24 protein-coding genes and 1 pseudogene are annotated in these 21,828 nt (G+C 47.8%); 11 read left to right on the forward strand and 14 right to left on the reverse strand.

Features of this window, described 5'->3' with window-relative positions:
* Window positions 1-61 precede the first annotated feature (61 nt).
* On the forward strand, window positions 62-496 hold the full coding sequence (gene uspF, locus J4645_RS06615; RefSeq protein ID WP_001082296.1) for a universal stress protein UspF: 435 nt from the start codon (window positions 62-64) through the stop codon (window positions 494-496).
* Window positions 497-545: 49 nt separating this feature from the next.
* On the opposite strand, the gene J4645_RS06620 is transcribed toward uspF, so the two are convergent.
* A complete protein-coding gene (locus J4645_RS06620; RefSeq protein ID WP_000159240.1) occupies window positions 546-884 on the reverse strand; it encodes an SMR family transporter in 339 nt (112 codons plus the stop codon).
* A complete protein-coding gene (locus J4645_RS22390) occupies window positions 877-1,029 on the reverse strand; it encodes a hypothetical protein (protein ID WP_023214589.1) in 153 nt (50 codons plus the stop codon). Before J4645_RS22390 ends, J4645_RS06620 begins: the two co-directional genes overlap by 8 nt.
* On the opposite strand from J4645_RS22390, the pseudogene J4645_RS06625 reads away from it, so the two are divergent.
* Window positions 985-1,134 (forward strand): annotated as a pseudogene (locus tag J4645_RS06625) (tyrosine-type recombinase/integrase); the annotation flags it as partial. The gene J4645_RS22390 and the pseudogene J4645_RS06625 overlap by 45 nt on opposite strands.
* 105 nt (window positions 1,135-1,239) lie before the next feature.
* Window positions 1,240-2,175, forward strand: coding sequence for a tRNA 2-thiocytidine(32) synthetase TtcA (ttcA, locus tag J4645_RS06630; protein ID WP_001156208.1), 936 nt, complete (start codon window positions 1,240-1,242; stop codon window positions 2,173-2,175).
* 43 nt (window positions 2,176-2,218) lie between these two features.
* On the opposite strand, the gene dbpA is transcribed toward ttcA, so the two are convergent.
* From dbpA to smrA, 4 genes are all read right to left on the reverse strand, one after another.
* Window positions 2,219-3,592: an ATP-dependent RNA helicase DbpA gene (gene dbpA / locus J4645_RS06635; RefSeq protein WP_000123685.1), complete on the reverse strand. Its 1,374-nt coding sequence runs from the start codon at window positions 3,590-3,592 to the stop codon at window positions 2,219-2,221.
* 486 nt (window positions 3,593-4,078) lie between these two features.
* Complete coding sequence (zntB, locus tag J4645_RS06640) at window positions 4,079-5,062, reverse strand: zinc transporter ZntB (RefSeq protein ID WP_000387370.1); 984 nt, start codon at window positions 5,060-5,062, stop codon at window positions 4,079-4,081.
* 145 nt (window positions 5,063-5,207) lie between these two features.
* Window positions 5,208-6,362, reverse strand: a complete 1,155-nt coding sequence (locus J4645_RS06645; RefSeq protein WP_000945618.1) for a methyl-accepting chemotaxis protein — start codon at window positions 6,360-6,362, stop codon at window positions 5,208-5,210.
* Between the two features lie 392 nt (window positions 6,363-6,754).
* On the reverse strand, window positions 6,755-7,318 hold the full coding sequence (smrA, locus tag J4645_RS06650) for a DNA endonuclease SmrA (RefSeq protein WP_001046799.1): 564 nt from the start codon (window positions 7,316-7,318) through the stop codon (window positions 6,755-6,757).
* 257 nt (window positions 7,319-7,575) lie between these two features.
* Between smrA and ogt the strand changes: the two genes are divergently transcribed.
* The 3 genes from ogt (at window position 7,576) to uspE (ending at window position 10,137) form a co-directional block, all read left to right on the forward strand.
* Window positions 7,576-8,091, forward strand: coding sequence for a methylated-DNA--[protein]-cysteine S-methyltransferase (ogt, locus tag J4645_RS06655; RefSeq protein WP_000945034.1), 516 nt, complete (start codon window positions 7,576-7,578; stop codon window positions 8,089-8,091).
* Between the two features lie 195 nt (window positions 8,092-8,286).
* The gene (gene fnr / locus J4645_RS06660; RefSeq protein WP_000611914.1) at window positions 8,287-9,039 is read left to right on the forward strand and encodes a fumarate/nitrate reduction transcriptional regulator Fnr; all 753 of its coding nucleotides are present in this window, start codon (window positions 8,287-8,289) and stop codon (window positions 9,037-9,039) included.
* 150 nt (window positions 9,040-9,189) lie between these two features.
* Window positions 9,190-10,137, forward strand: a complete 948-nt coding sequence (gene uspE, locus J4645_RS06665) for a universal stress protein UspE (RefSeq protein WP_001262138.1) — start codon at window positions 9,190-9,192, stop codon at window positions 10,135-10,137.
* Between the two features lie 54 nt (window positions 10,138-10,191).
* Here uspE and J4645_RS06670 read toward each other — a convergent pair whose 3' ends face one another.
* Window positions 10,192-10,446, reverse strand: a complete 255-nt coding sequence (locus tag J4645_RS06670) for a DUF2534 family protein (RefSeq protein WP_000605645.1) — start codon at window positions 10,444-10,446, stop codon at window positions 10,192-10,194.
* A gap of 238 nt (window positions 10,447-10,684) precedes the next feature.
* Between J4645_RS06670 and J4645_RS06675 the strand changes: the two genes are divergently transcribed.
* A complete protein-coding gene (locus J4645_RS06675) occupies window positions 10,685-11,716 on the forward strand; it encodes a mechanosensitive ion channel family protein (protein ID WP_000493665.1) in 1,032 nt (343 codons plus the stop codon).
* Between the two features lie 81 nt (window positions 11,717-11,797).
* Here the strand turns inward: J4645_RS06675 and J4645_RS06680 are convergent, their stop codons facing one another.
* Complete coding sequence (locus J4645_RS06680; RefSeq protein ID WP_000163371.1) at window positions 11,798-12,400, reverse strand: helix-turn-helix domain-containing protein; 603 nt, start codon at window positions 12,398-12,400, stop codon at window positions 11,798-11,800.
* Between the two features lie 43 nt (window positions 12,401-12,443).
* On the opposite strand from J4645_RS06680, the gene J4645_RS06685 reads away from it, so the two are divergent.
* The gene (locus tag J4645_RS06685) at window positions 12,444-13,130 is read left to right on the forward strand and encodes a B3/4 domain-containing protein (protein ID WP_000097255.1); all 687 of its coding nucleotides are present in this window, start codon (window positions 12,444-12,446) and stop codon (window positions 13,128-13,130) included.
* 27 nt (window positions 13,131-13,157) lie between these two features.
* Window positions 13,158-13,496 (forward strand): hypothetical protein, encoded by a 339-nt coding sequence (locus J4645_RS06690; RefSeq protein ID WP_000051812.1) that lies wholly within the window; start codon window positions 13,158-13,160, stop codon window positions 13,494-13,496.
* A gap of 106 nt (window positions 13,497-13,602) precedes the next feature.
* On the opposite strand, the gene J4645_RS06695 is transcribed toward J4645_RS06690, so the two are convergent.
* The 4 genes from J4645_RS06695 to zirU form a co-directional block, all read right to left on the reverse strand.
* A complete protein-coding gene (locus tag J4645_RS06695; protein ID WP_001062620.1) occupies window positions 13,603-14,160 on the reverse strand; it encodes a peroxiredoxin in 558 nt (185 codons plus the stop codon).
* A gap of 95 nt (window positions 14,161-14,255) precedes the next feature.
* Complete coding sequence (locus J4645_RS06700; RefSeq protein ID WP_001527813.1) at window positions 14,256-15,080, reverse strand: ZirS family two-partner secretion-like system exoprotein; 825 nt, start codon at window positions 15,078-15,080, stop codon at window positions 14,256-14,258.
* A 26-nt stretch (window positions 15,081-15,106) separates the two neighbouring features.
* Complete coding sequence (gene zirT / locus J4645_RS06705; protein ID WP_023214955.1) at window positions 15,107-17,089, reverse strand: two-partner secretion translocator ZirT; 1,983 nt, start codon at window positions 17,087-17,089, stop codon at window positions 15,107-15,109.
* 74 nt (window positions 17,090-17,163) lie between these two features.
* Window positions 17,164-18,009, reverse strand: coding sequence for a two-partner-like secretion system exoprotein ZirU (zirU, locus tag J4645_RS06710; RefSeq protein ID WP_023214954.1), 846 nt, complete (start codon window positions 18,007-18,009; stop codon window positions 17,164-17,166).
* A 291-nt stretch (window positions 18,010-18,300) separates the two neighbouring features.
* On the opposite strand from zirU, the gene J4645_RS06715 reads away from it, so the two are divergent.
* Both J4645_RS06715 and J4645_RS06720 read left to right on the forward strand, forming a co-directional pair.
* The gene (locus J4645_RS06715) at window positions 18,301-19,158 is read left to right on the forward strand and encodes a GyrI-like domain-containing protein (RefSeq protein ID WP_077946957.1); all 858 of its coding nucleotides are present in this window, start codon (window positions 18,301-18,303) and stop codon (window positions 19,156-19,158) included.
* 389 nt (window positions 19,159-19,547) lie between these two features.
* The gene (locus J4645_RS06720; RefSeq protein ID WP_023214953.1) at window positions 19,548-20,657 is read left to right on the forward strand and encodes a hypothetical protein; all 1,110 of its coding nucleotides are present in this window, start codon (window positions 19,548-19,550) and stop codon (window positions 20,655-20,657) included.
* Window positions 20,658-20,870: 213 nt separating this feature from the next.
* Here the strand turns inward: J4645_RS06720 and J4645_RS06725 are convergent, their stop codons facing one another.
* Together J4645_RS06725 and J4645_RS06730 are read right to left on the reverse strand one after the other, a co-directional pair.
* Window positions 20,871-21,107 (reverse strand): YgdI/YgdR family lipoprotein, encoded by a 237-nt coding sequence (locus J4645_RS06725; RefSeq protein ID WP_001168017.1) that lies wholly within the window; start codon window positions 21,105-21,107, stop codon window positions 20,871-20,873.
* Between the two features lie 127 nt (window positions 21,108-21,234).
* The gene (locus tag J4645_RS06730) at window positions 21,235-21,825 is read right to left on the reverse strand and encodes a TetR/AcrR family transcriptional regulator (RefSeq protein ID WP_000208475.1); all 591 of its coding nucleotides are present in this window, start codon (window positions 21,823-21,825) and stop codon (window positions 21,235-21,237) included.
* Between the last annotated feature and the right edge of the window lie 3 nt (window positions 21,826-21,828).

Raw genomic sequence — 21,828 nt, forward strand, 5'->3', positions numbered from 1 at the left:
CATTGTACATAAAGTGCCTTTAGGGAGTAGAATTTCAGTGGATACTTAAACAGGAGGTTTTATGAACAGAACGATTCTTGTACCCATCGATATTTCAGATTCAGAATTAACTCAACGCGTGATTTCGCATGTTGAAGCTGAAGCAAAGATTGACGACGCTAAAGTGCACTTTTTGACTGTAATCCCGTCTTTGCCCTATTACGCTTCACTGGGACTGGCTTATTCAGCAGAGCTTCCCGCAATGGACGATTTGAAAGCCGAAGCCAAATCTCAACTGGAAGCGATTATCAAGAAATTCAACCTTCCTGCGGACCGCGTGCAGGCTCACGTTGCAGAAGGCTCTCCTAAAGATAAGATTCTGGAAATGGCAAAAAAATTACCGGCCGATATGGTGATTATCGCCTCGCATCGCCCGGATATTACTACCTATCTGTTGGGTTCCAACGCCGCAGCCGTTGTGCGTCATGCGGAATGCTCCGTACTGGTGGTACGCTAAATACCCGAGCCCGCATAAGAGAGTGCGGGCTCAAATCAATCATCATCGCCTAGTGACTGACACTTTTTGAAAACAGATTGATTACGATTACGCCGCAGATGATAAGCAACATGCCAATAATAGCCGGCATATCCAGTTTTTGGCCGAGAAATAACCATCCTATCAATCCAATAAGAACAATCCCTACCCCAGACCAAATAGCATAAATGATACCCGCAGGGATGGTTCGCATTGGGATGGTAAGACACCAGAACGCAATACAATATCCGATGATAGTAACGAGGCTCGGTACCAGACGCGTAAAACTATCTGATAATTTTAATGAGATCGTGGCGATAACTTCTACCACGATGGCGATAAATAGAAAGATTACAGCTTCTTTAGTCATACATCTCTTCGTTCCAATATTTTTCGGGTCGTGATGATATCTTAAGTAATACGGATGTCAGAATAAAGACGCTTTTGAACCATTGCGTATCTTGCCATAAAAACGTGCTGGCATTCGTCGCCGTAATCCGTACCATACGCGACATACTTTTGCCTGCTGGCTGTTGACGGCAGGAGCGAACCCGGCATTTATCGCCAGCCAAATGGGGCATGAAACTGCACAGATGGTGTATGAAATTTACGGTATGTAGATTGATGACATGAACGACGAACAAGTAGCGATGTTGAATGTGCGGTTATCGTAGTTGCAAAGTTTGCCCCCAATTTGCCCCATTTAGTACCAGAGAACTGAAATAATGCAAGAAATTCAAAAGAATACAAAGAAAGAACAATACAACCTGAACAAGTTGCAAAAGCGCCTGCGCCGTAACGTTGGCGAAGCGATTGCCGATTTTAATATGATTGAAGAAGGCGATCGCATTATGGTTTGCCTTTCTGGCGGCAAAGATAGCTATACGATGCTGGAAATTTTACGTAATTTGCAGCAAAGCGCTCCGATCAATTTTTCACTGGTCGCCGTCAACCTCGATCAAAAGCAGCCAGGTTTCCCGGAACATATCCTGCCAGCCTACCTTGAGCAGCTGGGCGTAGAATATAAAATCGTCGAAGAAAACACCTACGGCATTGTGAAGGAGAAGATTCCGGAAGGAAAAACCACCTGCTCGCTGTGCTCGCGTTTGCGTCGGGGTATCCTGTATCGTACGGCGACTGAACTGGGCGCGACTAAAATCGCCCTGGGCCACCATCGCGACGATATTCTGCAAACCCTGTTTCTGAATATGTTCTATGGCGGAAAAATGAAAGGGATGCCGCCGAAGCTGATGAGCGATGACGGCAAACATATCGTGATCCGCCCGCTGGCTTACTGCCGCGAGAAAGATATTATCCGTTTTGCTGAGGCCAAAGCCTTTCCTATCATTCCTTGTAATCTGTGCGGTTCGCAACCCAACCTGCAACGCCAGGTGATTGCCGACATGCTACGCGACTGGGATAAACGCTATCCTGGACGGATCGAGACGATGTTTAGCGCCATGCAGAATGTCGTGCCGTCTCACCTTTGTGACACTAACCTGTTCGATTTCAAAGGGATCACTCACGGTTCCGAGGTCGTCGACGGCGGCGATTTAGCGTTCGATCGTGAAGAGATTCCCTTACAGCCCGCCGGCTGGCAGCCGGAAGAAGATGACACCGCCTTAGAGGCGTTGCGGCTTGATGTTATCGAAGTGAAATAATCTGCAGGCGTCTCAGCACTCCGCTGAGACGCCATGCTATCGATCATTTTAATAGCCGTACCCGGCATGACTTGCCTTTGATCTTCCCGTTTTGCAACTGCTTCCAGGCTTTTTGCGCTACTGCTTGACGTACGGCGACATAAACGTGCATTGGATGCACGTTAATTTTGCCGATATCCGCCCCGTCTAATCCAATATCGCCGGTCAGCGCGCCCAAAATATCTCCCGGACGCATTTTCGCTTTTTTGCCGCCGTCAATGCATAGGGTAGCCATCTCTGCGGCCAGAGGGAGCAACGGCTGCCGGGCGGGCGCATTCAGCCAGTTCAGCTTGAGTTGCAGCATTTCTGAAAGAATATTCGCCCGCTGCGCCTCTTCCGGCGCGCAGAAACTGATCGCCAGGCCGCTGCTTCCCGCGCGCGCCGTACGGCCAATACGATGGACATGCACCTCCGGGTCCCAGGCCAGCTCATAGTTAACCACCAGTTCGAGCGATTTAATGTCTAATCCTCGCGCGGCAACGTCGGTGGCAACCAGAATGCGCGCGCTACCATTTGCAAAACGCACCAACGTCTGGTCGCGGTCGCGTTGTTCCAGATCGCCGTGGAGCGCCAACGCGCTTTGTCCTACCGCATTAAGCGCATCACAAACGGCCTGACAATCTTTTTTGGTATTGCAAAATACCACGCAGGACGCTGGCTGATGCTGGCTAAGCAACGTTTGTAGCAGCGAAATTTTTTCATGCGCAGACGTTTCGAAGAACTGTTGTTCGATAGCCGGTAGCGCATCTACCGTATCGATTTCAATACGTATTGGCTGCTGCTGTACACGACCGCTAATCGCCGCGATGGCCTCAGGCCAGGTTGCTGAAAACAATAACGTCTGGCGCGTCGCAGGCGCAAAGCGGATCACCTCATCAATGGCGTCACTGAATCCCATGTCCAGCATTCGGTCTGCTTCATCCATTACCAGAATGTGCAGCGCATCCAGCGATACGGTTTCTTTTTGTAAATGATCCAGCAGGCGCCCCGGCGTCGCGACAATGATATGCGGAGCGTGCTGAAGCGAGTCGCGCTGTGCGCCAAAGGGTTGCCCGCCACACAAGGTCAGAATTTTGGTATTTGGCAGAAAACGGGCCAGGCGACGTAACTCTCCGGCAACCTGATCCGCCAGCTCCCGCGTCGGACACAGCACTAATGCCTGTGTCTGGAACAGAGTGACATCAATTCGATGCAAGAGCCCAAGACCAAACGCCGCCGTTTTGCCGCTACCGGTCCTGGCCTGCACACGCACATCATTTCCCGCCAGAATGACGGGTAATGCTGCGGCCTGAACAGGCGTCATCTCAAGATAGCCCAGCTCAGTAAGGTTATTGAGCTGGGCGGCGGGCAAAACATTCAGGGTTGAAAAAGCGGTCACAATTTACTCTCGCGGTAACGACTCATAGTCAGCAGGCGCGTATCCTCGCAGATCCGCGCGTTTGATGCGACATTTTAATCGGTTCTTCGTCCGGCGGCGGGTCGGGCATCGGCTGAGGACGGGGAAGCGGCTCAGGAATGGGAACAGGGTCAGTGGGAATCGGGTCCGACAAGGACGAGTGTAGATATAATAAGGTCAAAAGACAGCTCATATTACCCTCCAGAATGTCATTCAGACTCTTAAAGGGTAGACGCAGATATTCTACAGGCAAAAAAAAGCCGACTAATCTAAGTCGGCGTCGTACGAATCAATTGTGCTATGCAGTAATTCAAAAAAGGAAGTAAGACAATATGGAGCGCAACGCCCATCGCTTGACGTTGCATTCACCTGCGAGAGAGATATTGCCCCGAATAGGTAGATGGTTTATTGACTTCGCTCAAATTTCTCGGCGTTTTTTCATACGAAATGGTCTGAAAAGCGCTTTTGTTACAACCATTTACTGCGATGCAACCATAAAGTAACACCACCGATCAGGACAACTAACAGAATACAAAACAGAGAAAAGCCGAACCGCCATCCGCCGCCAGGAATACCGCCCAGGTTAACGCCAAATAACCCTGTTAAAAAGGTGCTGGGCAGAAAAACCATCGCCATAAGCGACATGGTATAAGTTCTGCGCGCCAGAGACTCCTGCATCACCTGGGCAATTTCATCCGCCATGATGCCAGTACGCGCGATACAAGCGTCAATTTCATCCAACCCCCTTCCCAGCCTGTCGGCGATATCCTGCATTCTGCGCCGGTGATCGTCGCTCATCCACGGCAGCCGTTCACTCGCAAGCCGGGCATAGACGTCGCGCTGCGGCGCCATATAGCGACGCATAACAATTAGCTGTTTACGTAGCAATGCGAGGAAACCGCGCGGTGGGATTTGCTGGTCGAGAAGATTATCTTCCAGATCGATAATTTTATCGTGTAGCTCTTCAATAAATTCACTGGCGTGATCGGTTAACGCATCGCACACATCCACTAACCAGCCGCCGCAATCTACGGGCCCGGTGCCCTCCTGCAAATCACTGACCACATCGTCCAGCGCCAGAACCTTTCGCTGACGGGTAGACACAATGAATCGCTCGTCCATATATAAACGCATTGCCACTAATTGATCCGGGCGTTCGTCAGTACTGCCATTAATACAGCGCAGCGTAATGAGCGTCCCTTCCCCCAAACGACTTACGCGCGGGCGCGAGCTTTCACCAGCCAGCGCATCACGCACGTTATTGGGGAGTAAAGGCGTTGAAGCCAACCAGCGGGCGCTGTCCGGGTGGGTATAATTAAGATGTAGCCAACAGGGATGCTGACTATCGATCACATCATTATCTTCGAGCGGTTTTACTCCACCACGACCATCCAGTAGCCATGCGAAAACGGCATCCGGCACGTTCACATCCGATCCCTTAATGGCTTCCACAGCGCCTCCACGTTACAACTCTCATGCCGTTAGTCTAGCTTTCGGGAAAGGTTAAGCAATCTCTCATTTTCTCATTGCGCAAAAAGAATGACGGGAACGTGCGGAAAAAGCGCCTTAGCAACAGGCGCTTACCAAACATGTATTATCAGGCCTGGCCGCGCCTGGTGATGGTCGAAAGAGATGATACATGAGAGCGCGTCAGCGCATGTTCACTGTAACCCGGCTGGCTTAAACGAAATTTGTCGGTTTTAGTCTGTAACTCGATCACCTGCGCCTTTAAAACATCCGAAGAAGCAGATAGCGCTTCAACCATTAAGACATTGCTATGGGTTGCGCTTTCCAGATCGCTCAACGCCAGGGTTATCTGGTTAATGCCCTTTTCCTGCTCCCGCGTGGTGGTGGAAATTTCATTCATCAGCACGTTTAATTGCCCGGAGCCGCCAACAATCTCCTGCATATTTTTTTCAGCCTCCTGCACTATGGCGGCCCCCTGCCGCACATTGTCATGCGTAACGTCGATCAGCGCCTTGATACTTTTTGCCGCCTCGGCGCTACGATGCGCCAGATTACGCACTTCCCCGGCCACCACGGAGAAACCTTTTCCATGATCGCCCGCCCGCGCAGCCTCTACCGCCGCATTAAGCGCCAGAATATTAGTCTGGAATGCGATACCGTCAATCAATGAAATAATCTCCGTCATCTGCGAGGCACAATCGGTAATAGAACGCATATTTTCTGTAACCCGCACCATTAATTCACCGCCTTTACGGGCGCATTGGGTTGCACAATCCGCCTGTATGCTCGCCATTCGGGTATTATCCGCATTGTTTTTGGTACTCGCCGCCATTTCATCCATACTGGCGGCAGTTTGAATTAACGAGGCCGACTGCTGTTCCGTCTTTACGGATAGCGACATACTGCGCGCCGCCAGTTGTTCGGAAAGGGTCATTGCCGTTTGCGAAGAGGATCTGATTTCACGTACCAGCGCGGAAATATTCTCCGACAGGCTATTAATCCCGGGGATGAGTCGTCCGGCGCAATTATTGCCAAATTCGGAGATATGAATAGACAAGTTTCCTGCTGCGACCTCTTCAATACTTTTCTTCACGGTATTAATCGGCACTACCAGATAGCAGGTCATATACCACCAAAGCAGTAATGCCGAGATCAGATAAATGATATTACACGTAATTAAAATAGGGAGATCGTGCAGAAAAGCTATTTGTAAAGTATCCACCAAAAGAAACGTACATACCATAAATAGAATAATGCATGTCCTGACGCTGATATTTCTCAACATTTTTGACGGCCTACAACCAGGATAGGAGACAGGTTTTATTTTTATAGCATTTCAGATATCTATTGCCATTCGTTTCTTCGACATTCTCCATATTCAATACCAGACCATCGCCATTTCCCTTAGTGCAACAGATAAAATCACCTATATTCGCTATGCCAGGATATTCATCCATCCATATTGACAAGTGATGTACTTGTCACCATTTTCTGCTTAACAGTTAAGTCGAAAGCCAGTATATTTTAATAGACGCTTAAATAAGCGAATGACTGTTTCTCCGTGTTATTACCGCGGACAGCGTTATCGCCCGTTCTCTTGCAGAATCCTGAGCATCAGGCATAAAATCGGGTTCGCGCGAGCTTGCGCTGGCGGTCCTGTCCGCCAGCGGCAACGATTTACCGACTACGCTTCGCATGGCGCTCCCAGTTATCCTGTTTAGCCTGCACCGTTTTACGTAACGCGACATAACATGCCCCGCCGCCGCCATGGTGCGGCAGCGCCGAACAATAAGCCTGTACATCCTCAAACTCTGTCAACCAACGGGCCACATAGCTTCGGACGATATTGGCATGCGACTTCGCCTCTCGCCCTTTACCATGAATGATCAGGACATTACGCAACCCCTCTTTCTGCGCCTCCAGGATAAAACGAAACAGCATTTTTCGGCACGTTTCGACCGGCTGGCGTAACAAATTGAGGCTGGCCTGCTGAGGGTATTTCCCACTGCGTAACTTGTCGATGACACCCTGCTGCAATCCTTCCCGACGAAATTCCAGCGGTTCATTCAGCGGCAGAATATCCAGAAAGCCCGTCGTCAGGAAATTATCAAGCTGAAGCGTGTCGATACGCTGGGGCGTTTTAAGATTACGCGTTGGCTGCCAGTGTACATCAGTATGGCGTTTCAGCGGCTGGACATCCTCCATGGCGTCAAGAAACAGCGCTTTATCGTCAAGGTTCATGGTTCATCCTCCAGCGTTTTTGCGACTGCCGTTATCATAACCGTGCCCTGTTATACCGACAACGGTTTACAGTTATTTCCAATAACAGCGACAATGTCAGGCAATTAACCGTCTCGCCAGGCTCCCTTTTTCTCCGCCAACGATATTACTGGCGCTAAATGTGTTATCCCTGACTATCTTTTAAGGAGTATGGTTGCGGGTATTCCTGGCATGATATCTTGTCTCTTACGTTAGATTAAGACGATGTGAGAGAACGGATGCTGAGATTACTTGAAGAGAAGATAGCCACGCCATTAGGACCGTTATGGGTGGTTTGCGATGAGCAGTTTCGACTGCGGGCCATTGAGTGGGAACAGTACCGCGATCGTATGGAGCAACTGCTAAATATCCACTACCGTCACGAAGGCTATGAACGCCTTTCTGCGACTAACCCCGGTGGACTCAGCGATAAGCTTGCAGATTATTTTGCAGGCAATCTCGCCGTAATTGATACCCTGGAAACCGCAACGGGGGGCACACCTTTTCAACGGGAAGTATGGCAGGCGTTGCGCGCTATCCCCTGCGGGCAGGTGATGCACTATGGTCAGCTGGCGGCGCAACTGGGACGACCGGGCGCCGCACGCGCAGTCGGTGCTGCGAATGGCGCTAACCCCATCAGTATTGTTGTTCCCTGCCATCGCGTCATTGGGCGTAACGGCACTCTGACCGGATACGCCGGTGGCGTGCAGCGAAAAGAGTGGCTATTACGCCATGAAGGCTATCTTTTATTATGAATATACAGGCAAAAAGTGCCTTATCGGTCACACTTTTATGTAAAGCGACAACAAATAAATTACGTATTTTCAAATAGATAAAAGTATTCATCAAACTTATACTTGAATTATTCCTTCTCCGGGATAGCTCAGACTTACGCGCTCACCAAAAAGATGTTAAAATTGACAAATATCAATTACGGCTTGAGCAGACCTATGATCCCGGAAAAGCGAATTATACGGCGCATTCAGTCTGGCGGTTGTGCTATCCATTGCCAGGATTGCAGTATCAGCCAGCTTTGCATCCCGTTCACACTTAACGAGCATGAGCTTGATCAGCTTGATAATATCATCGAGCGCAAAAAGCCCATTCAGAAAGGGCAAACTCTGTTTAAAGCAGGTGATGAATTGAAATCGCTCTATGCTATCCGCTCCGGAACGATTAAGAGCTACACCATTACCGAGCAAGGCGATGAGCAGATTACTGGATTCCATTTAGCAGGCGACCTGGTGGGTTTTGATGCCATTGGCAGCGGTCATCATCCGAGCTTTGCACAGGCGCTGGAAACCTCAATGGTATGTGAAATACCCTTTGAGACACTGGATGACCTGTCCGGCAAAATGCCTAACCTGCGTCAGCAAATGATGCGTCTGATGAGCGGTGAAATTAAAGGCGATCAGGATATGATCCTGTTATTGTCGAAGAAAAACGCCGAAGAACGTCTGGCTGCGTTTATTTACAACCTGTCCCGCCGCTTTGCGCAGCGTGGTTTTTCACCGCGTGAATTCCGCCTGACGATGACCCGTGGCGATATCGGCAACTATCTGGGCTTAACGGTCGAAACCATTAGCCGTCTGCTGGGGCGTTTCCAGAAAAGCGGCATGCTGGCGGTGAAAGGTAAGTATATTACTATTGAAAACAGCGATGCGCTGGCGGCCCTCGCCGGTCATACCCGCAACGTCGCTTAAACGTCAGCTAAACCATTGATGTTATCTTCTGCCATATCGTTAAATTTTTCTCATTTATTGATCTGGCAGAAGCGCTTCCTCTGTTTCATTCACCATATTTGAGTTACTCTTTAGTTACAAACTGCGATGACAGTTGTAAGGAGACCCTGTATGGCTATGTATCAAAATATGCTGGTGGTCATCGATCCCAATCAGGACGACCAACCCGCATTACGGCGAGCAGTTTATTTGCATCAACGGATTGGCGGCAAAATTAAAGCTTTCCTGCCTATTTACGATTTCTCGTATGAGATGACCACCCTGCTTTCTCCTGACGAACGCACCGCAATGCGTCAGGGCGTAATAAGTCAACGCACAGCCTGGATACGTGAGCAGGCGAAATATTATCTTGAAGCCGGTGTCCCCATTGAAATTAAAGTGGTCTGGCACAATCGTCCCTTTGAGGCCATCATCCAGGAGGTTATCGCCGGCAGTCACGATCTGGTGTTGAAAATGGCGCATCAGCACGATCGACTGGAAGCGGTCATTTTTACCCCTACCGACTGGCATTTGCTGCGTAAATGCCCAAGCCCCGTGTGGATGGTCAAAGATCAGCCGTGGCCAGAAGGCGGCAAAGCCCTGGTCGCCGTGAACCTGGCAAGCGAAGAGCCCTATCACAATGCTCTCAACGAAAAGCTGGTAAAAGAGACCTTACAATTGGCGGAGCAGGTTAATCATACCGAAGTACACCTGGTCGGCGCCTACCCCGTTACGCCAATCAATATCGCCATTGAGCTGCCGGAATTTGATCCCAGCGTGTATAACGACGCCATCAGAGGCCAGCATTTACTGGCGATGAAAGCGCTGCGCCAGAAATTCAGCATTGATGAAAAAGTTACGCATGTAGAAAAAGGCTTGCCGGAAGAAGTTATCCCGGATCTTGCCGAACATCTCCAGGCGGGGATCGTTGTGCTTGGCACCGTTGGACGTACCGGACTCTCGGCCGCGTTTCTGGGGAACACGGCCGAACAGGTCATTGACCATCTGCGCTGCGACCTGTTAGTCATTAAGCCTGATGAGTATCAAACACCGGTTGAACTGGACGACGAGGACGATTAATCCCTCTTGCGTCCTGCCGGATGGCACTGCCATCCGGCCAATACTCTATTCCTGTTACTCATCTCCGCCGAGGAAATAGATCCCCAAAGGAATCGCCAGCAGAATAGTGAACACCAGACTGTAAACGAAAATCATTGCCGACTGAATGGCATACATAGAGCTTGTCCACTCGGACAGTGGAATATGATATTGCTCAATCACACCGCCGATAGTCGCGCGCGTTACCACCGATGCCGCAACGATAAACACTGCCAGCAGGCATAACAGAAATTTTTTCCCCTTCGCCGATTTCAGCTTCATCATGATCATAGTATTGTCCTTTACAGATGGCTTTGTTACCTGATAGCAACAATACCATGACAATCACGCGATGTCTGCCCTATAAAACGTGACATTGTATTTACATAAAAAGTAAACCGCTGAGATTAAAGCTGATAGCACTATTTCTTCTTTTTACTTATCGATGATCTACGCGTTTATCCTGGGTAAAATACCTGTTAATCAGGTCATTCTGAGCTGTTATCGTAGGAAGGAGCGGAAAACAATAATGTTCACTGAATTTTTTCTCAAAAACGCATTTAATCTGGCGATACTTTTCAGTTGCGGTATGGCGTTGCTGGTCGTGAGATTTTGGCTCAGCCGTAACGTACAGTGGAAGAAAGGATTCACGTTCCATGCGGCACAGTTTTTTATTTATGCAATTATTATTGGGACCATCGGGAGCATCCTGAATAATGCTATTGAAGATTATAATTTGCGTTTTATCTCTTCCGGGGTCATTGATTTTATCTGCACCTCGCTCATTGCGCTTATTCTGACGATAAAACTTTTCCTGATTATTAACCAATTTGAAAAAGCACAGGTCAATAAAGGTAGAGATGTCACCAGTACCCGTATTCTGGCACGGGTCATAAAAATAACTATTATTGTCGCGATTGTCTTACTGTATGGAGAACATTTTGGCATGAGTCTGTCCGGTCTGCTGACCTTTGGCGGTATCGGCGGTATCGCTGTTGGTATGGCGGGCAAAGATGTCCTGAGCAATTTTTTCTCCGGTATTATGCTCTATTTCGATCGCCCCTTCAGTATCGGAGACTGGATTCGTTCTCCTGACAGAAATATCGAAGGTACGGTCGCCGAAATCGGCTGGCGAATTACGCGAATTAACACATTCGACCACCGCCCGTTGTACGTGCCTAATTCCGTCTTTTCATCCATTAGCGTTGAGAATCCGGGACGGATGACCAACCGTCGAATAAAAACGGTTATTGGGTTACGTTACGAAGATGCCGACAAAATTGGCCTCATTGTTGACGCTATCAGAAACATGTTGCAGGCGCACAGAGATATCGATCAGAAACAGACGCTGTTGGTCTATTTTAATGAATTCGCCGACTCTTCGCTGAATATTATGGTGTATTGCTTTACCAAAACAACAGTATGGCAGGAATGGCTTGCCGTACAGCAGGATGTTTACCTGAAAATTATTGCGATTGTCCAGGAAAACGGCGCTGACTTCGCCTTCCCAAGCCAGACGCTCTATATCGATGACCCGGAGGCCGCGCCTGCGACAAAATAAAAGATAGCCGGTGCCCGATAAGTGTTATCGGGCACCGAGGCTTCCCTGTCCGGATGGCGGGTTGTTAGCGCCTTACGGTGATCAACGGCTCTTTTCATTCACCGTCATGGTAAATTCAAGCACCTCATTAGTGTCGTTAACGTAGGCATGAGGCATGTCGGTTCTGGCTACAGCGGAGCAGCCCTCCCGAATAATAAAGCGTCTACCGTCGACTGTTAATGTCAGTGTTCCCTGATTAACAAACAGTAATTCACAGGTGTCTGCCGGATGCCCTGCCGATTCAAACTGTTCACCAGGATGCATTATCCATTGCCAGAGTTCCAGCATATCCGGCCCGCTGGTTCCCGCCATCAGTTTTGCGCTGCCGCCTTTCTCGCCGCGCCACAACACCGGAATAGCATCCCGGTCGATAAGATGGACCATCGGCTCGCTGGCGACGTTGACAACATCCGCCACGGACACTCCCATTGCCGCCGCGATCTTACATAACAGCGCAATGCTTGGATTGGCTTTACAGCCTTCAATTTCCACCAGCATTCCTTTACTGACGCCGGAACGCCGCGCAAGCTCATCCAGCGACATCTTTTTTTGGCTACGAAATTGTTTGATACGTTGGGAAACAGCTTCATTTATCGTGCTGACGTCAGCGCCCGCCGTGGTCGATAAGTTGACTTTTTTGGTCATTGGTCGATATCATAGAATAAAATAGTCATTACAGGATTATGCGATGTCTTCTATGTTACCGTCAATCAGCCCGGAACTGGCCCGTATCGCTCCCGGCTTTCGTGCATTAAGTATTAATGTTATTGCCGCTCCGATTCGCGATGCGCAGGTCGGAGAAATCGCGCTAAAAGAGGCCTGTCAGGCCGTAATTAACGGCCAACCGACGTGGGCACAGGCGCATATAGACGCCTGGAATGCGGTGTTTAAAGCATTCGGCGCAAAACCAAAGCGCACCCCCTGCTCGGCTGAAGCGCTACGAAAACGCGTGTTGAAGGATGGAACAATGGCGGCGCTGGATCCGGTCGTTGATCTTTATAACGCGGTGAGCCTGCGCTATGCCGTACCGGTAGGCGGCGAAAATAGCGCGGCTTATTGTGGATCGCCGCGGCTGGTTTTCGCAGACGGAAGTGAAACATTTGATACCCTGAAAGAAGGACAACCCGTCACCGAGTCGCCAGAACCGGGCGAAGTTATCTGGCGCGATGACAGAGGCGTCACCTGTCGGCGCTGGAACTGGCGTCAGGGAGTACGTACCCGACTAAGCGCTTCAGATAAAGCGATGTGGTTTATCCTTGAAAGCTTGCCGGAAATGCCGGTTGATGAATTGTACGCGGCAGGAAACATGCTGACTGACGGCCTTGAAAAAATGATGCCAGGTTTACGTTTTGAATCCACGTTGATGGGTGTCTGATTGATATTGCGTAACAGGAGAAATACCATGTCGCTGTTTCTGACAAGTTTTATTTTCGAAAAAAAAGAGTACGACGAAGAGTTTTATCAACTGGATGGCTGGATTGAGCGCTATACGCAGTCTATTGATGGCTATATTGGGATGGAAAGCTATACCGATGCCGCCAGCGGAAGAATGGTTAATAATTATTACTGGCAGACCCGCGAATCAATGGAGCTATTGATAAATAATTTACAGCACCAGCAGGCCAAATCACAAAGTCATAAGTGGCTTTCCGGTTACCAGACGATTATTGCAGAAATTCAGGGGTGCCATAACGTTAACCTGCCCCATCCGCTGGCATCATTTTCAGTTCCTTATGCGTGATGCAATAGTATATGTGTTAAATGTGGGGGCACTACAGGAGGATGTCTGCGCCCCTGCATTGCCGGTTATTCGGTTCTCTGTGCAGGGACGGTGCTGATATAAGTGATTAGTAAACAGGAAGATGAGTGATATCTCGTGGTACAATAACACGCGTAACCACATTGTTTTCATCGCACTCTATCAACGCTCTGGCAAAAATACTGAGCTCATTAATTTTCAGCCCGGAATTATCCAAAAACTGGCGGCAAGCGTAGTCAGAAACAAAGGTTATGCCGGGATGAATATCATGTTCCCGAATAAAACGGGCCTGAGCAAATGGCGTATCCATACTCAGCACATATACCGCCCGGTTTGAGTGGCTACCCGCTGATTTAAGGCGGTCACTATAGTCTTTTACCTGCCATTCACAAACCGGCGTATCCAGTGACGGGACGACAATAATCCGCTTTTTTATCCCCGGGATACAGTAACCCGGTAATAAATTATGGCTCACCAGCCCCTTTGTGCAGGGTAATGGTTTGCCTTCAGCCAGTATACCGGGTTTGAGGGTCAGCTGCGTTTTGCCAAAGGTGACAGCGTGTTCCTGACCCAATGAGATATAATCTTGTGTTGTTGCTGGTGTCATAAAAAGTTCTCCTTTTAACGTTTGTATTATTTTAGCCATAATAATTATTTAGCAATCTACTAAAGAACCAAGTCAACATCCATAATAAGAGCAGTGAAATAAAAGCCAACCCATTATTCATTGCTGTTTTTACTCTACTTTTTTATTGTCCCGGAGATAGTAAATTTATCTTTAATCAATTCCCCAAAATATTTATATGTCAATTTCAACTCTCCATTTGAACCTCCATTATAAGTTACCGTCTGAAGATACTCTCCGGGATTACCCCCGGCTTTGATATCGCATCGACTATTCCAACTTCCTGTTGAAAAATGCCCACACTGGAGATTGAGATTAGATATGGGGTTATTATTTATATCTTTAACAATAATTTTCACAACAGCACTCTCTCCTGGCATCAGTAAAGATTTATCTGCACTAATGACAGATAAATCTTTACTCAATTTAACTATACGTTTTGTTTCAATAGAATGGAGTTCAGAAACCATCGGCACAGGCGTATATCCTGGTGCTGAGACCATATCTGTTTCGTTATAATGCTCAATTCTTATCTTCGAACCTACATTATCCTCGCTGATAACAATTTCATATTTACACGGCTTTTCACGTAGAAGCTCATGCTGTGAGTCATCTTTCTCAACGCGATAATACGTACATACTGTGGTAGCCGTTTCATTAGCTTGATATTTTTCAGAATCAAGATCACTGACTCTCCCAACCATTCTTGCTTTTAAAAGCATGCCTGGTATAGGTATATATGATTCAAAATATCCATAATACCCATTCAATTCCAACCCATAATCACTCAACGGCGAACTAGGCCTGTGCCCAACGCTCGGCGCCGTAGGAGGAGAAAACATCCCGACGGTTGCCGCGGACGTTGTCGACGAATCCGCCAAGACGCTTATCGGCGCAGCCGCCAGAAGCAGGCTATAGATAATAAGATTATGTTTCGACATACGCACTGTTGATCCTTTTTAAAACATTAATTCGCATCAGATGCTGCGGTAGAACTCTTAGCATTTTCTTTATCAGAAATAATTCTGACGCGAATATATTTATTCTGTAGCGATTCCCCGTTAAGGCTATAAGGGATAAGCCAGGTGGCTTTTGTCGCCCCCGGTACGGATTGCCAGGATTTCATTTCATCCGAGATTTCCCACTGATAATTAAACGCATCAGTACAGTCCGTGTTATTTATACAAAGCGTTCTGGCTCGCATTTCTGTTCCGACGACTGGCGCAGTGACGCTTCCGTTGGCTTCTTCAGTACCCGGCGTAAAAAGCACCTCCACAGAAGTGACCTTCTGCGCAATACTGTCTGACTGCGCTTGTAGTAGTACGGTACCCTTCACCGGATGTTTATCGTCTGGTCCGCTTGCTTCAATATGTAATTTGAGCGAGCGGGCATCATCGCCGATATGGGTCACCAGAACCCGTTCAACCCAATGGCCGTCACGCTCTGTACCACCGAGCGCTTTAAATGCCAGACCCGGCGTATCTGATTGATACTTAATATTACGTGGTTTGAGCGACGCCCACTCCTCTTCAGAGCGCTCGCGCACGTAGTGCCACTCAATAACCTTCCCCTCTTCTCCGGCGGGAAGCGGCGTACTGACAACAAAGTTGCCATCCTCAACCTGAACATCGTCATTGATAACATTTATCCAGGAACGGAAACTGGTCTCATCCTGTGTCACCCTTACCGTGATACGCTCGGAGGTCACGCGAGTACCCCGGCTGTCAGTCACCGTTAAATAAAGGCTATACTCCTGACCGTCGGTCGCCGTCAGCGGAAGTTGAGGAAGGATAAGGCCGCTGCCCAAACTCCCCTGAAGCTGGAGCCCGGCGAGAAGCTCCGCATCACCCGACCACTCAACTTTCTCAATCGGGTAACGGCTATCTACCGTCGCCATTAATGTCACGAGCGTCCCGGACAGGCCTGACACTGGCATTGCCGTAATGCGGATTTTACTGGCCTGCTCCCGATACGCCATGACGATATCGTAATTACGATCGACAAAGGCACGCCGATTAGTCGTATTTGACGGCGCCCCAACGTTGCGGTAATCAAGCTGTTCATGTAACGGCGTACCGAAGGAATAGTTGACTCTCAGACCGCCCTCAGCCTGCGATCCGCCATTACCGGCGTCCCGATATCCTGCTCTGACCTCAAGCAAGGGGACAGGATTCCAGACCAGAGCCGCACCTGCGGCGCGGGGATTCCGGCTTAATGTACCGTTACCCAATAGATCAACTTTATCCCCGTAATACTGTTCATATGTCAGCTCGCCACTGAACCAGGGAAAATCGGGGAGCGTGCCTTTTGTTCGCAGATCAAAGCCATATGCCGGACGCTCATCATGTAATTCATGAACTGCTGACGTTTTCCAGCCGGTGAGAGGGAAATAATAGTTGCCGGAAAAGGCCAGACTGTCTTTATAGACTTCCCCGCCAATGCCGCCACGCAAGTGGGAATAACGGATGTCGGCATCCAGAAACGTATTGACGCCGAGCAGCCATCCATTGACCTCCTGGCGGTAACCCACACCAACGTTAACATAGGTGCGGCCATCGAAACGGCTGCTGTCGTGGTCGCGAAAGCCAAGCTGGCCAAAGAGTAAAGACGATGTCGTTTCCTGGACGGGAATAAACATATCGAACTCTGATGAGCGATATTTCGCGCCATCTTCAAGATTGACGCCACCACGGAAAATAATCTCCGGAAAAGCGCTCTTCATCCCCTCGTTCACCAAATGATTAGCGGCTTGCCCTGGTAATGCCTTTATTTTTCCTTTGGCATAATCCTCCAGCGTCCCCTCCTGCAGATGCGGAGAAATAGACGATGCCGTCCCCGCAATCCACGACTGAATTTCATTATCGCTATCAGCGATGACCGGGAGTGAAATCTGACTGGTAACAATGGCCCAGGTTATATATTTAGTAATGGGTTTTTTAGAAAAAACCACTTTATTATCTCCTGCTATATCCCCCTGCCTGGCAGAGGGAGTATTTAAATAAGAGGTTTATTTAGCGATAACCATCAGCGACGGATAGCGCGTTTATTCTCCGGCGTGGTTTTCGTCGTTTTAGGCGTAACGTGGACACGGAACAGTTTATTCTGCTCAGTTCCCTTAATAATATATTTATGCTTTTCAGCGTTGGTATTATTCAGATCGGTGAACTTATTTGGTGTCCCGGCATCCGCCATCTGCCAGGTAAAGTTATAATTACTGACCTCACACTCAGCCGCCGCTGTGGCGGCACATTCCAGTACCGCTTCAAGGGTGCCGCCCACCACTGGAGTGTTGGCGTCATTGGTACCGTTGAGTTCATCAGTCGGTTTACCACTTTCATTCACCACATTGATAGTGACAGAACGTAACTTATTAGAAATCGTACCGTCTGCGGCGGAGTCGCCGCCCACGCCAGAAGATGAAGAAGTTAATAAGACAGTGGCAGGCAAGAATGCACTATCCGGCGTCCCCGTTGCCGTCTTAATCCGGTAAACGATTTTAATTTTTTTACCGCCTGCATCAGCAGGAATGGTAAAAGCCGTCCCGGTTGCCGCCGGGGTTCCAGAAGGATCGGCGGCCTCATTATCCACCAGGTACCATTTAATATCGTCGGCATTATTCATTTTATCCAGCGATAAGGGATCCCCATCCTCATCCTCAATAAAAACATCCGCTATCTGGAGGGTTGAACCGGTCGTCAGTTCCCCAGACACTTCTATCTTTTTTGCATTAGTAGTTGCCACAGGACGGTGACCAACAGAAGCAGGTGTAGCAGAAGAAGCCATATCATTGGCTCTGGTATTCGCCACCGCCTCTACTGAGACCACGGATGCACAAATCGCTAACGCTAATAAAGATTTTTTGAAGTACAAAACAATTCCCTTTTATTAAATCATTAGAAATAATTACGAGATTTATAATCTCACGGGCTAAAAATTCAGAGTTATTCAATCATTTTAACCGCCTGTGAAATTATGCCCTTCGCCATGCTAATTACTTAGCTTTACTGGCAAAAACCGATCTCCAAGTGTAAAGTTTATTCAAAAACGTCAAGCAATTTAAATATTTCTTGTTTTGCCAGAAAAGCTAACAACCCCACTAGTTTAATAACACAGTATGTCAAATACCTTAAATGTTTATATTTTCGGCTTCAATAAAGAGGAATGATGATGAAAAAAGCCATAATAATCTCAGTATTAGAGCAAATAGAAAAAAATCTTGAAGAGAGGATTGATATTGAAAAGCTGGTTGTTATAACAGGTTATTCGCGAAGGAGTTTGCAGGATTTTTTTAAAGAAAAGTGTGGAGTCTCTATCGGAAAATATATCAGACAACGCAAGTTGAGCAGAAGCGCCACTCTGCTAAAGCTGACCTCTCAGTCGGTCACAGATATCGCGTTCAGAATGGGGTTTGATTCAGTGCAGTCCTATAGTCGAGAGTTCAAAAAAACATTTGGTGTCAATCCCAATAACTATCGCAAGGCTGATTTCTGGGATCTCAGAAACCTACGGCCTCCCTACTGGCTTGACTGTGATGAGCATTATCAGTTCGAAATTTGTCAGCTTACGTCAAAAGAAATTTTCGGATTTCAAACATCTCATCAGATCGCAACAAATGACCTTCCTAAAAAAGCGTCGCCTATAAAATGGAAAATCATTCATGAGACGCTCAGAACGTGGGGCGAAAATGTGTATTGTCTCTCGTCTTTTAAGCCGGATAATACCAATGACCAGGTCATCGCCGTAAGCAGTTTTTTTGGTATGGAACATAATTCCGTCGATGGAGGCAAAATACCCATGCCGAGGGTAATAAAATGTGGTAAATATGCAAAATTCCATTTCGTTGGTCATAAGGAAAAATATCAACAATTTTCCAATACAATATATATGTGTATATTGCCAAAACTGAATATTATCAGGAGAGAAGGAGAAGATATTGAATACTTCCATATGGCATCCGTCCAAAAGCAACAGAATAATGAATCCATTGTCGATCTTTATTATTATATCCCTGTACTGTAATGACTTCGTACCATCCACGTATTTCATCTGAAAAGCCTTCTCTTTTCAGAGCGGTAATAAAACTCTCAGTATTGATTCTGATAAAATAAGTGACTATTAAATAAGTTAACGTTTTGAAAGGATTGAGAAAATAACTTGCGTGCACGCGACGCCGTGGACAGATTTCTGACAGTACTGTACGGTGTAGTGATCAGGTCATATTGGCTACAGTTTACGGTAAAAGCAAAGTCCATACTTTAACTATTAATGGGAGTATGCTGGCCGGGCGGCTTGCGGGGCCTTCATGCTCCCACATCTATAATGTTGGTATGATTACATTCTCTCTATACTTTCCTGTGCTAACCTTTTATCTCGTTGAGATAACGTTTAATTAAAATGTTCTCTTTTTGATGTACATTATAAGAGGAGACATTATTCATATTTTCGAAATCAGGGCAGACGATATGTATACAACCATCAGAAACTCAGCGCTAGCAATGGTAGCTTGTTTTTCGTATATCGCACATGCCAGTACCCACCCTCCTCTTATTATCACCAGGGGAGCCGGAGGAGACGCCTCCGGAGCCACAGTCATTCATGATAATTGGCGGCATGGCACTCCTGACCTGGTCAATCTTACCGATATCCCCATAGATAAAATCAGACCAGAAAAATACAGTTGCGTACTGATTATTGGGCAAGGAGCTATAAAAGAAATGCTTCTTGCGAACAATGCCTCAGCAATACTTTCCGGAAAAACTGTTGGTCTGTATACTCATCTGATCGATCAGAACACGCTCAGATTACTTCGGCAATTGCAGAACAAAGTGAGATTCAATCTCTTTTTTACCCGTTCACAGATAACTCTACTAAAACTAAGGAACATTTCAGAATATAATTTTTTGAGTTCTAAAGTAAATAATGTCTGGGGACAAGACTCACTAGCAATTGAAACAGTGGCACCTGACAGGGGTAATATACCGGAAAAAGCGCTTCCCCTCAAAACAACAGATTATGTGATCTGGCTGGGTGGAAACTATACTACTTCCTCTGGTACGCAGCGTATCTTCACAAACGATCAGATTGTTGTAGCCCTGAAACCACTACATAATGTTATTTCATCAAATGCATCGATTGCTATTATGCTTTCACCACGTTTTTTTGATAATAGCATGAGTAAAGAAGCAAAAGTTAAACGACTGAAGGCAGTACTTAACACCTTTTCGCGAAACAGGGTCACATTTTATATGAGTAAGGAGATGCTTGCTAATCTGAAAGAATTTGATTTGCCTGTTCAACTATCCCCCTCTTACGCGGAGCTGATGCGAATACCCTGGGCCAGCGCTACCCAGCATTTTGCCTCTGTGGATCAATATAACCTGTTTGCTGATCTCATACCTAAAGTCACGCCGTTTCTTCTTGAACCGAATGATGCCGATCAAGCTCTCTATGCGACGGATTATCTTAATACCCGGCGTGTAAGTCTGACCCAAAATATTCTTAACCACGGTTGTGACTAAATAAAACGCGCAGAATCCGGGATAGTTAGCAATCCAAAACAGACCGTTAGCCATGAGTACTGTTTATCTTCACTATACAGGGAACAACCAAATAACTGACAACGCAAATCAAGCCGAGACCCGGAATTCGGCTATACAGGCGCTCTATTCAATTCAGGCCCAGAAACAGTCCGGTACCCATACTGGACACGGCCTCCCAACTGCTTTAGCGCATTACCAGTCCAGCTTCGATGCGCCTTCTGTCGTCTGCACTATTTCACTGGTTTTAATAACGCGATGATAACCATAAACATCAGCGTATTTCGTCATTCCGGTTGCGGTGTCAACCTCCGGCTTACCCTGCGTTTCAATAATCTCTCCCGTCCGGGTCGTCATGGTATAGGTCGTTGTACATCCGGCTAGCATCAACACTGATAAGCTAAGTACCGTAATAAGACTACATTTTTGCATCTCTCGTTTCCCTGACACCTCTATTTTTGATGTACTTTACCGAATACCGCAACGGCAAGATGGATGATTAGGGCTATTGCTCCCTGTTTGCCCGTACTGATTGGCTCAGGTTTTTTGATGCGCTGCGTTAATCCGGTAGTAATCGCTCCAGCACATCTCCAGCCAGAAGTACGCTCTCCTGAAGACGCTCCAGGCTATACCCTGCTCGCGCCTTGGCGGAAAGCCCCGCCATTAGCGTCCCCATAAAGTCAGTCATCCGGTCAGCCTCTTGCGGATACCGCATGGCGACATAAGTGCGAATCAGGTTTTCAGCAGCGATGTAAAACTCGCAGGCGGCCTCTCGTGCCGGTTTATCGTTACAATGAGCGCCCTCCAGAACCAGACATCCGGTGGCATCAGGATCGGCAACGTAACGTCTTGCCGCTTCCATCAGCACATCAATAAGGCACTTCGCGGTCGGGCGATCGTGACGCAGAAGCGCCCCGAGCGGAATCGCGTCGGTCATCCTGTAACGCTTTAATACGCGGGTATACAGCCCCAGCTTGCTGCCAAACGCCGCATAGAAACTGGGAGGATTGATCCCGAACGCTTTTGTCAGATCCGCTACGCTCACCGCGTCGTAGCCGCGCGAATGAAATAAGTGTTGAGCGGTTTCAATGGCTTGCTCCGGATCGAACTGGCGAGGGCGACCCGGCGTTCGGCTATGTTTTGTAGTCATTAC

It is taken from the genome of Salmonella sp. 32082101201600294FB01SM01 (assembly GCF_017572865.1).
GTDB lineage: Bacteria > Pseudomonadota > Gammaproteobacteria > Enterobacterales > Enterobacteriaceae > Salmonella > Salmonella enterica.

Coding starts and splice junctions, on each gene's coding strand:
- uspF (WP_001082296.1), top strand. CDS start 62: ATGAACAGAACGATTCTTGTACCCATCGATATTTCAGATTCAGAATTA.
- J4645_RS06620 (WP_000159240.1), bottom strand. CDS start 884: ATGACTAAAGAAGCTGTAATCTTTCTATTTATCGCCATCGTGGTAGAA.
- J4645_RS22390 (WP_023214589.1), bottom strand. CDS start 1,029: ATGTCGCGTATGGTACGGATTACGGCGACGAATGCCAGCACGTTTTTA.
- ttcA (WP_001156208.1), top strand. CDS start 1,240: ATGCAAGAAATTCAAAAGAATACAAAGAAAGAACAATACAACCTGAAC.
- J4645_RS06645 (WP_000945618.1), bottom strand. CDS start 6,362: ATGTTGAGAAATATCAGCGTCAGGACATGCATTATTCTATTTATGGTA.
- smrA (WP_001046799.1), bottom strand. CDS start 7,318: ATGAACCTTGACGATAAAGCGCTGTTTCTTGACGCCATGGAGGATGTC.
- ogt (WP_000945034.1), top strand. CDS start 7,576: ATGCTGAGATTACTTGAAGAGAAGATAGCCACGCCATTAGGACCGTTA.
- fnr (WP_000611914.1), top strand. CDS start 8,287: ATGATCCCGGAAAAGCGAATTATACGGCGCATTCAGTCTGGCGGTTGT.
- uspE (WP_001262138.1), top strand. CDS start 9,190: ATGGCTATGTATCAAAATATGCTGGTGGTCATCGATCCCAATCAGGAC.
- J4645_RS06670 (WP_000605645.1), bottom strand. CDS start 10,446: ATGATCATGATGAAGCTGAAATCGGCGAAGGGGAAAAAATTTCTGTTA.
- J4645_RS06675 (WP_000493665.1), top strand. CDS start 10,685: ATGTTCACTGAATTTTTTCTCAAAAACGCATTTAATCTGGCGATACTT.
- J4645_RS06680 (WP_000163371.1), bottom strand. CDS start 12,400: ATGACCAAAAAAGTCAACTTATCGACCACGGCGGGCGCTGACGTCAGC.
- J4645_RS06685 (WP_000097255.1), top strand. CDS start 12,444: ATGTCTTCTATGTTACCGTCAATCAGCCCGGAACTGGCCCGTATCGCT.
- J4645_RS06690 (WP_000051812.1), top strand. CDS start 13,158: ATGTCGCTGTTTCTGACAAGTTTTATTTTCGAAAAAAAAGAGTACGAC.
- J4645_RS06695 (WP_001062620.1), bottom strand. CDS start 14,160: ATGGCTAAAATAATACAAACGTTAAAAGGAGAACTTTTTATGACACCA.
- J4645_RS06700 (WP_001527813.1), bottom strand. CDS start 15,080: ATGTCGAAACATAATCTTATTATCTATAGCCTGCTTCTGGCGGCTGCG.
- J4645_RS06715 (WP_077946957.1), top strand. CDS start 18,301: ATGATGATGAAAAAAGCCATAATAATCTCAGTATTAGAGCAAATAGAA.
- J4645_RS06720 (WP_023214953.1), top strand. CDS start 19,548: ATGTACATTATAAGAGGAGACATTATTCATATTTTCGAAATCAGGGCA.
- J4645_RS06725 (WP_001168017.1), bottom strand. CDS start 21,107: ATGCAAAAATGTAGTCTTATTACGGTACTTAGCTTATCAGTGTTGATG.
- J4645_RS06730 (WP_000208475.1), bottom strand. CDS start 21,825: ATGACTACAAAACATAGCCGAACGCCGGGTCGCCCTCGCCAGTTCGAT.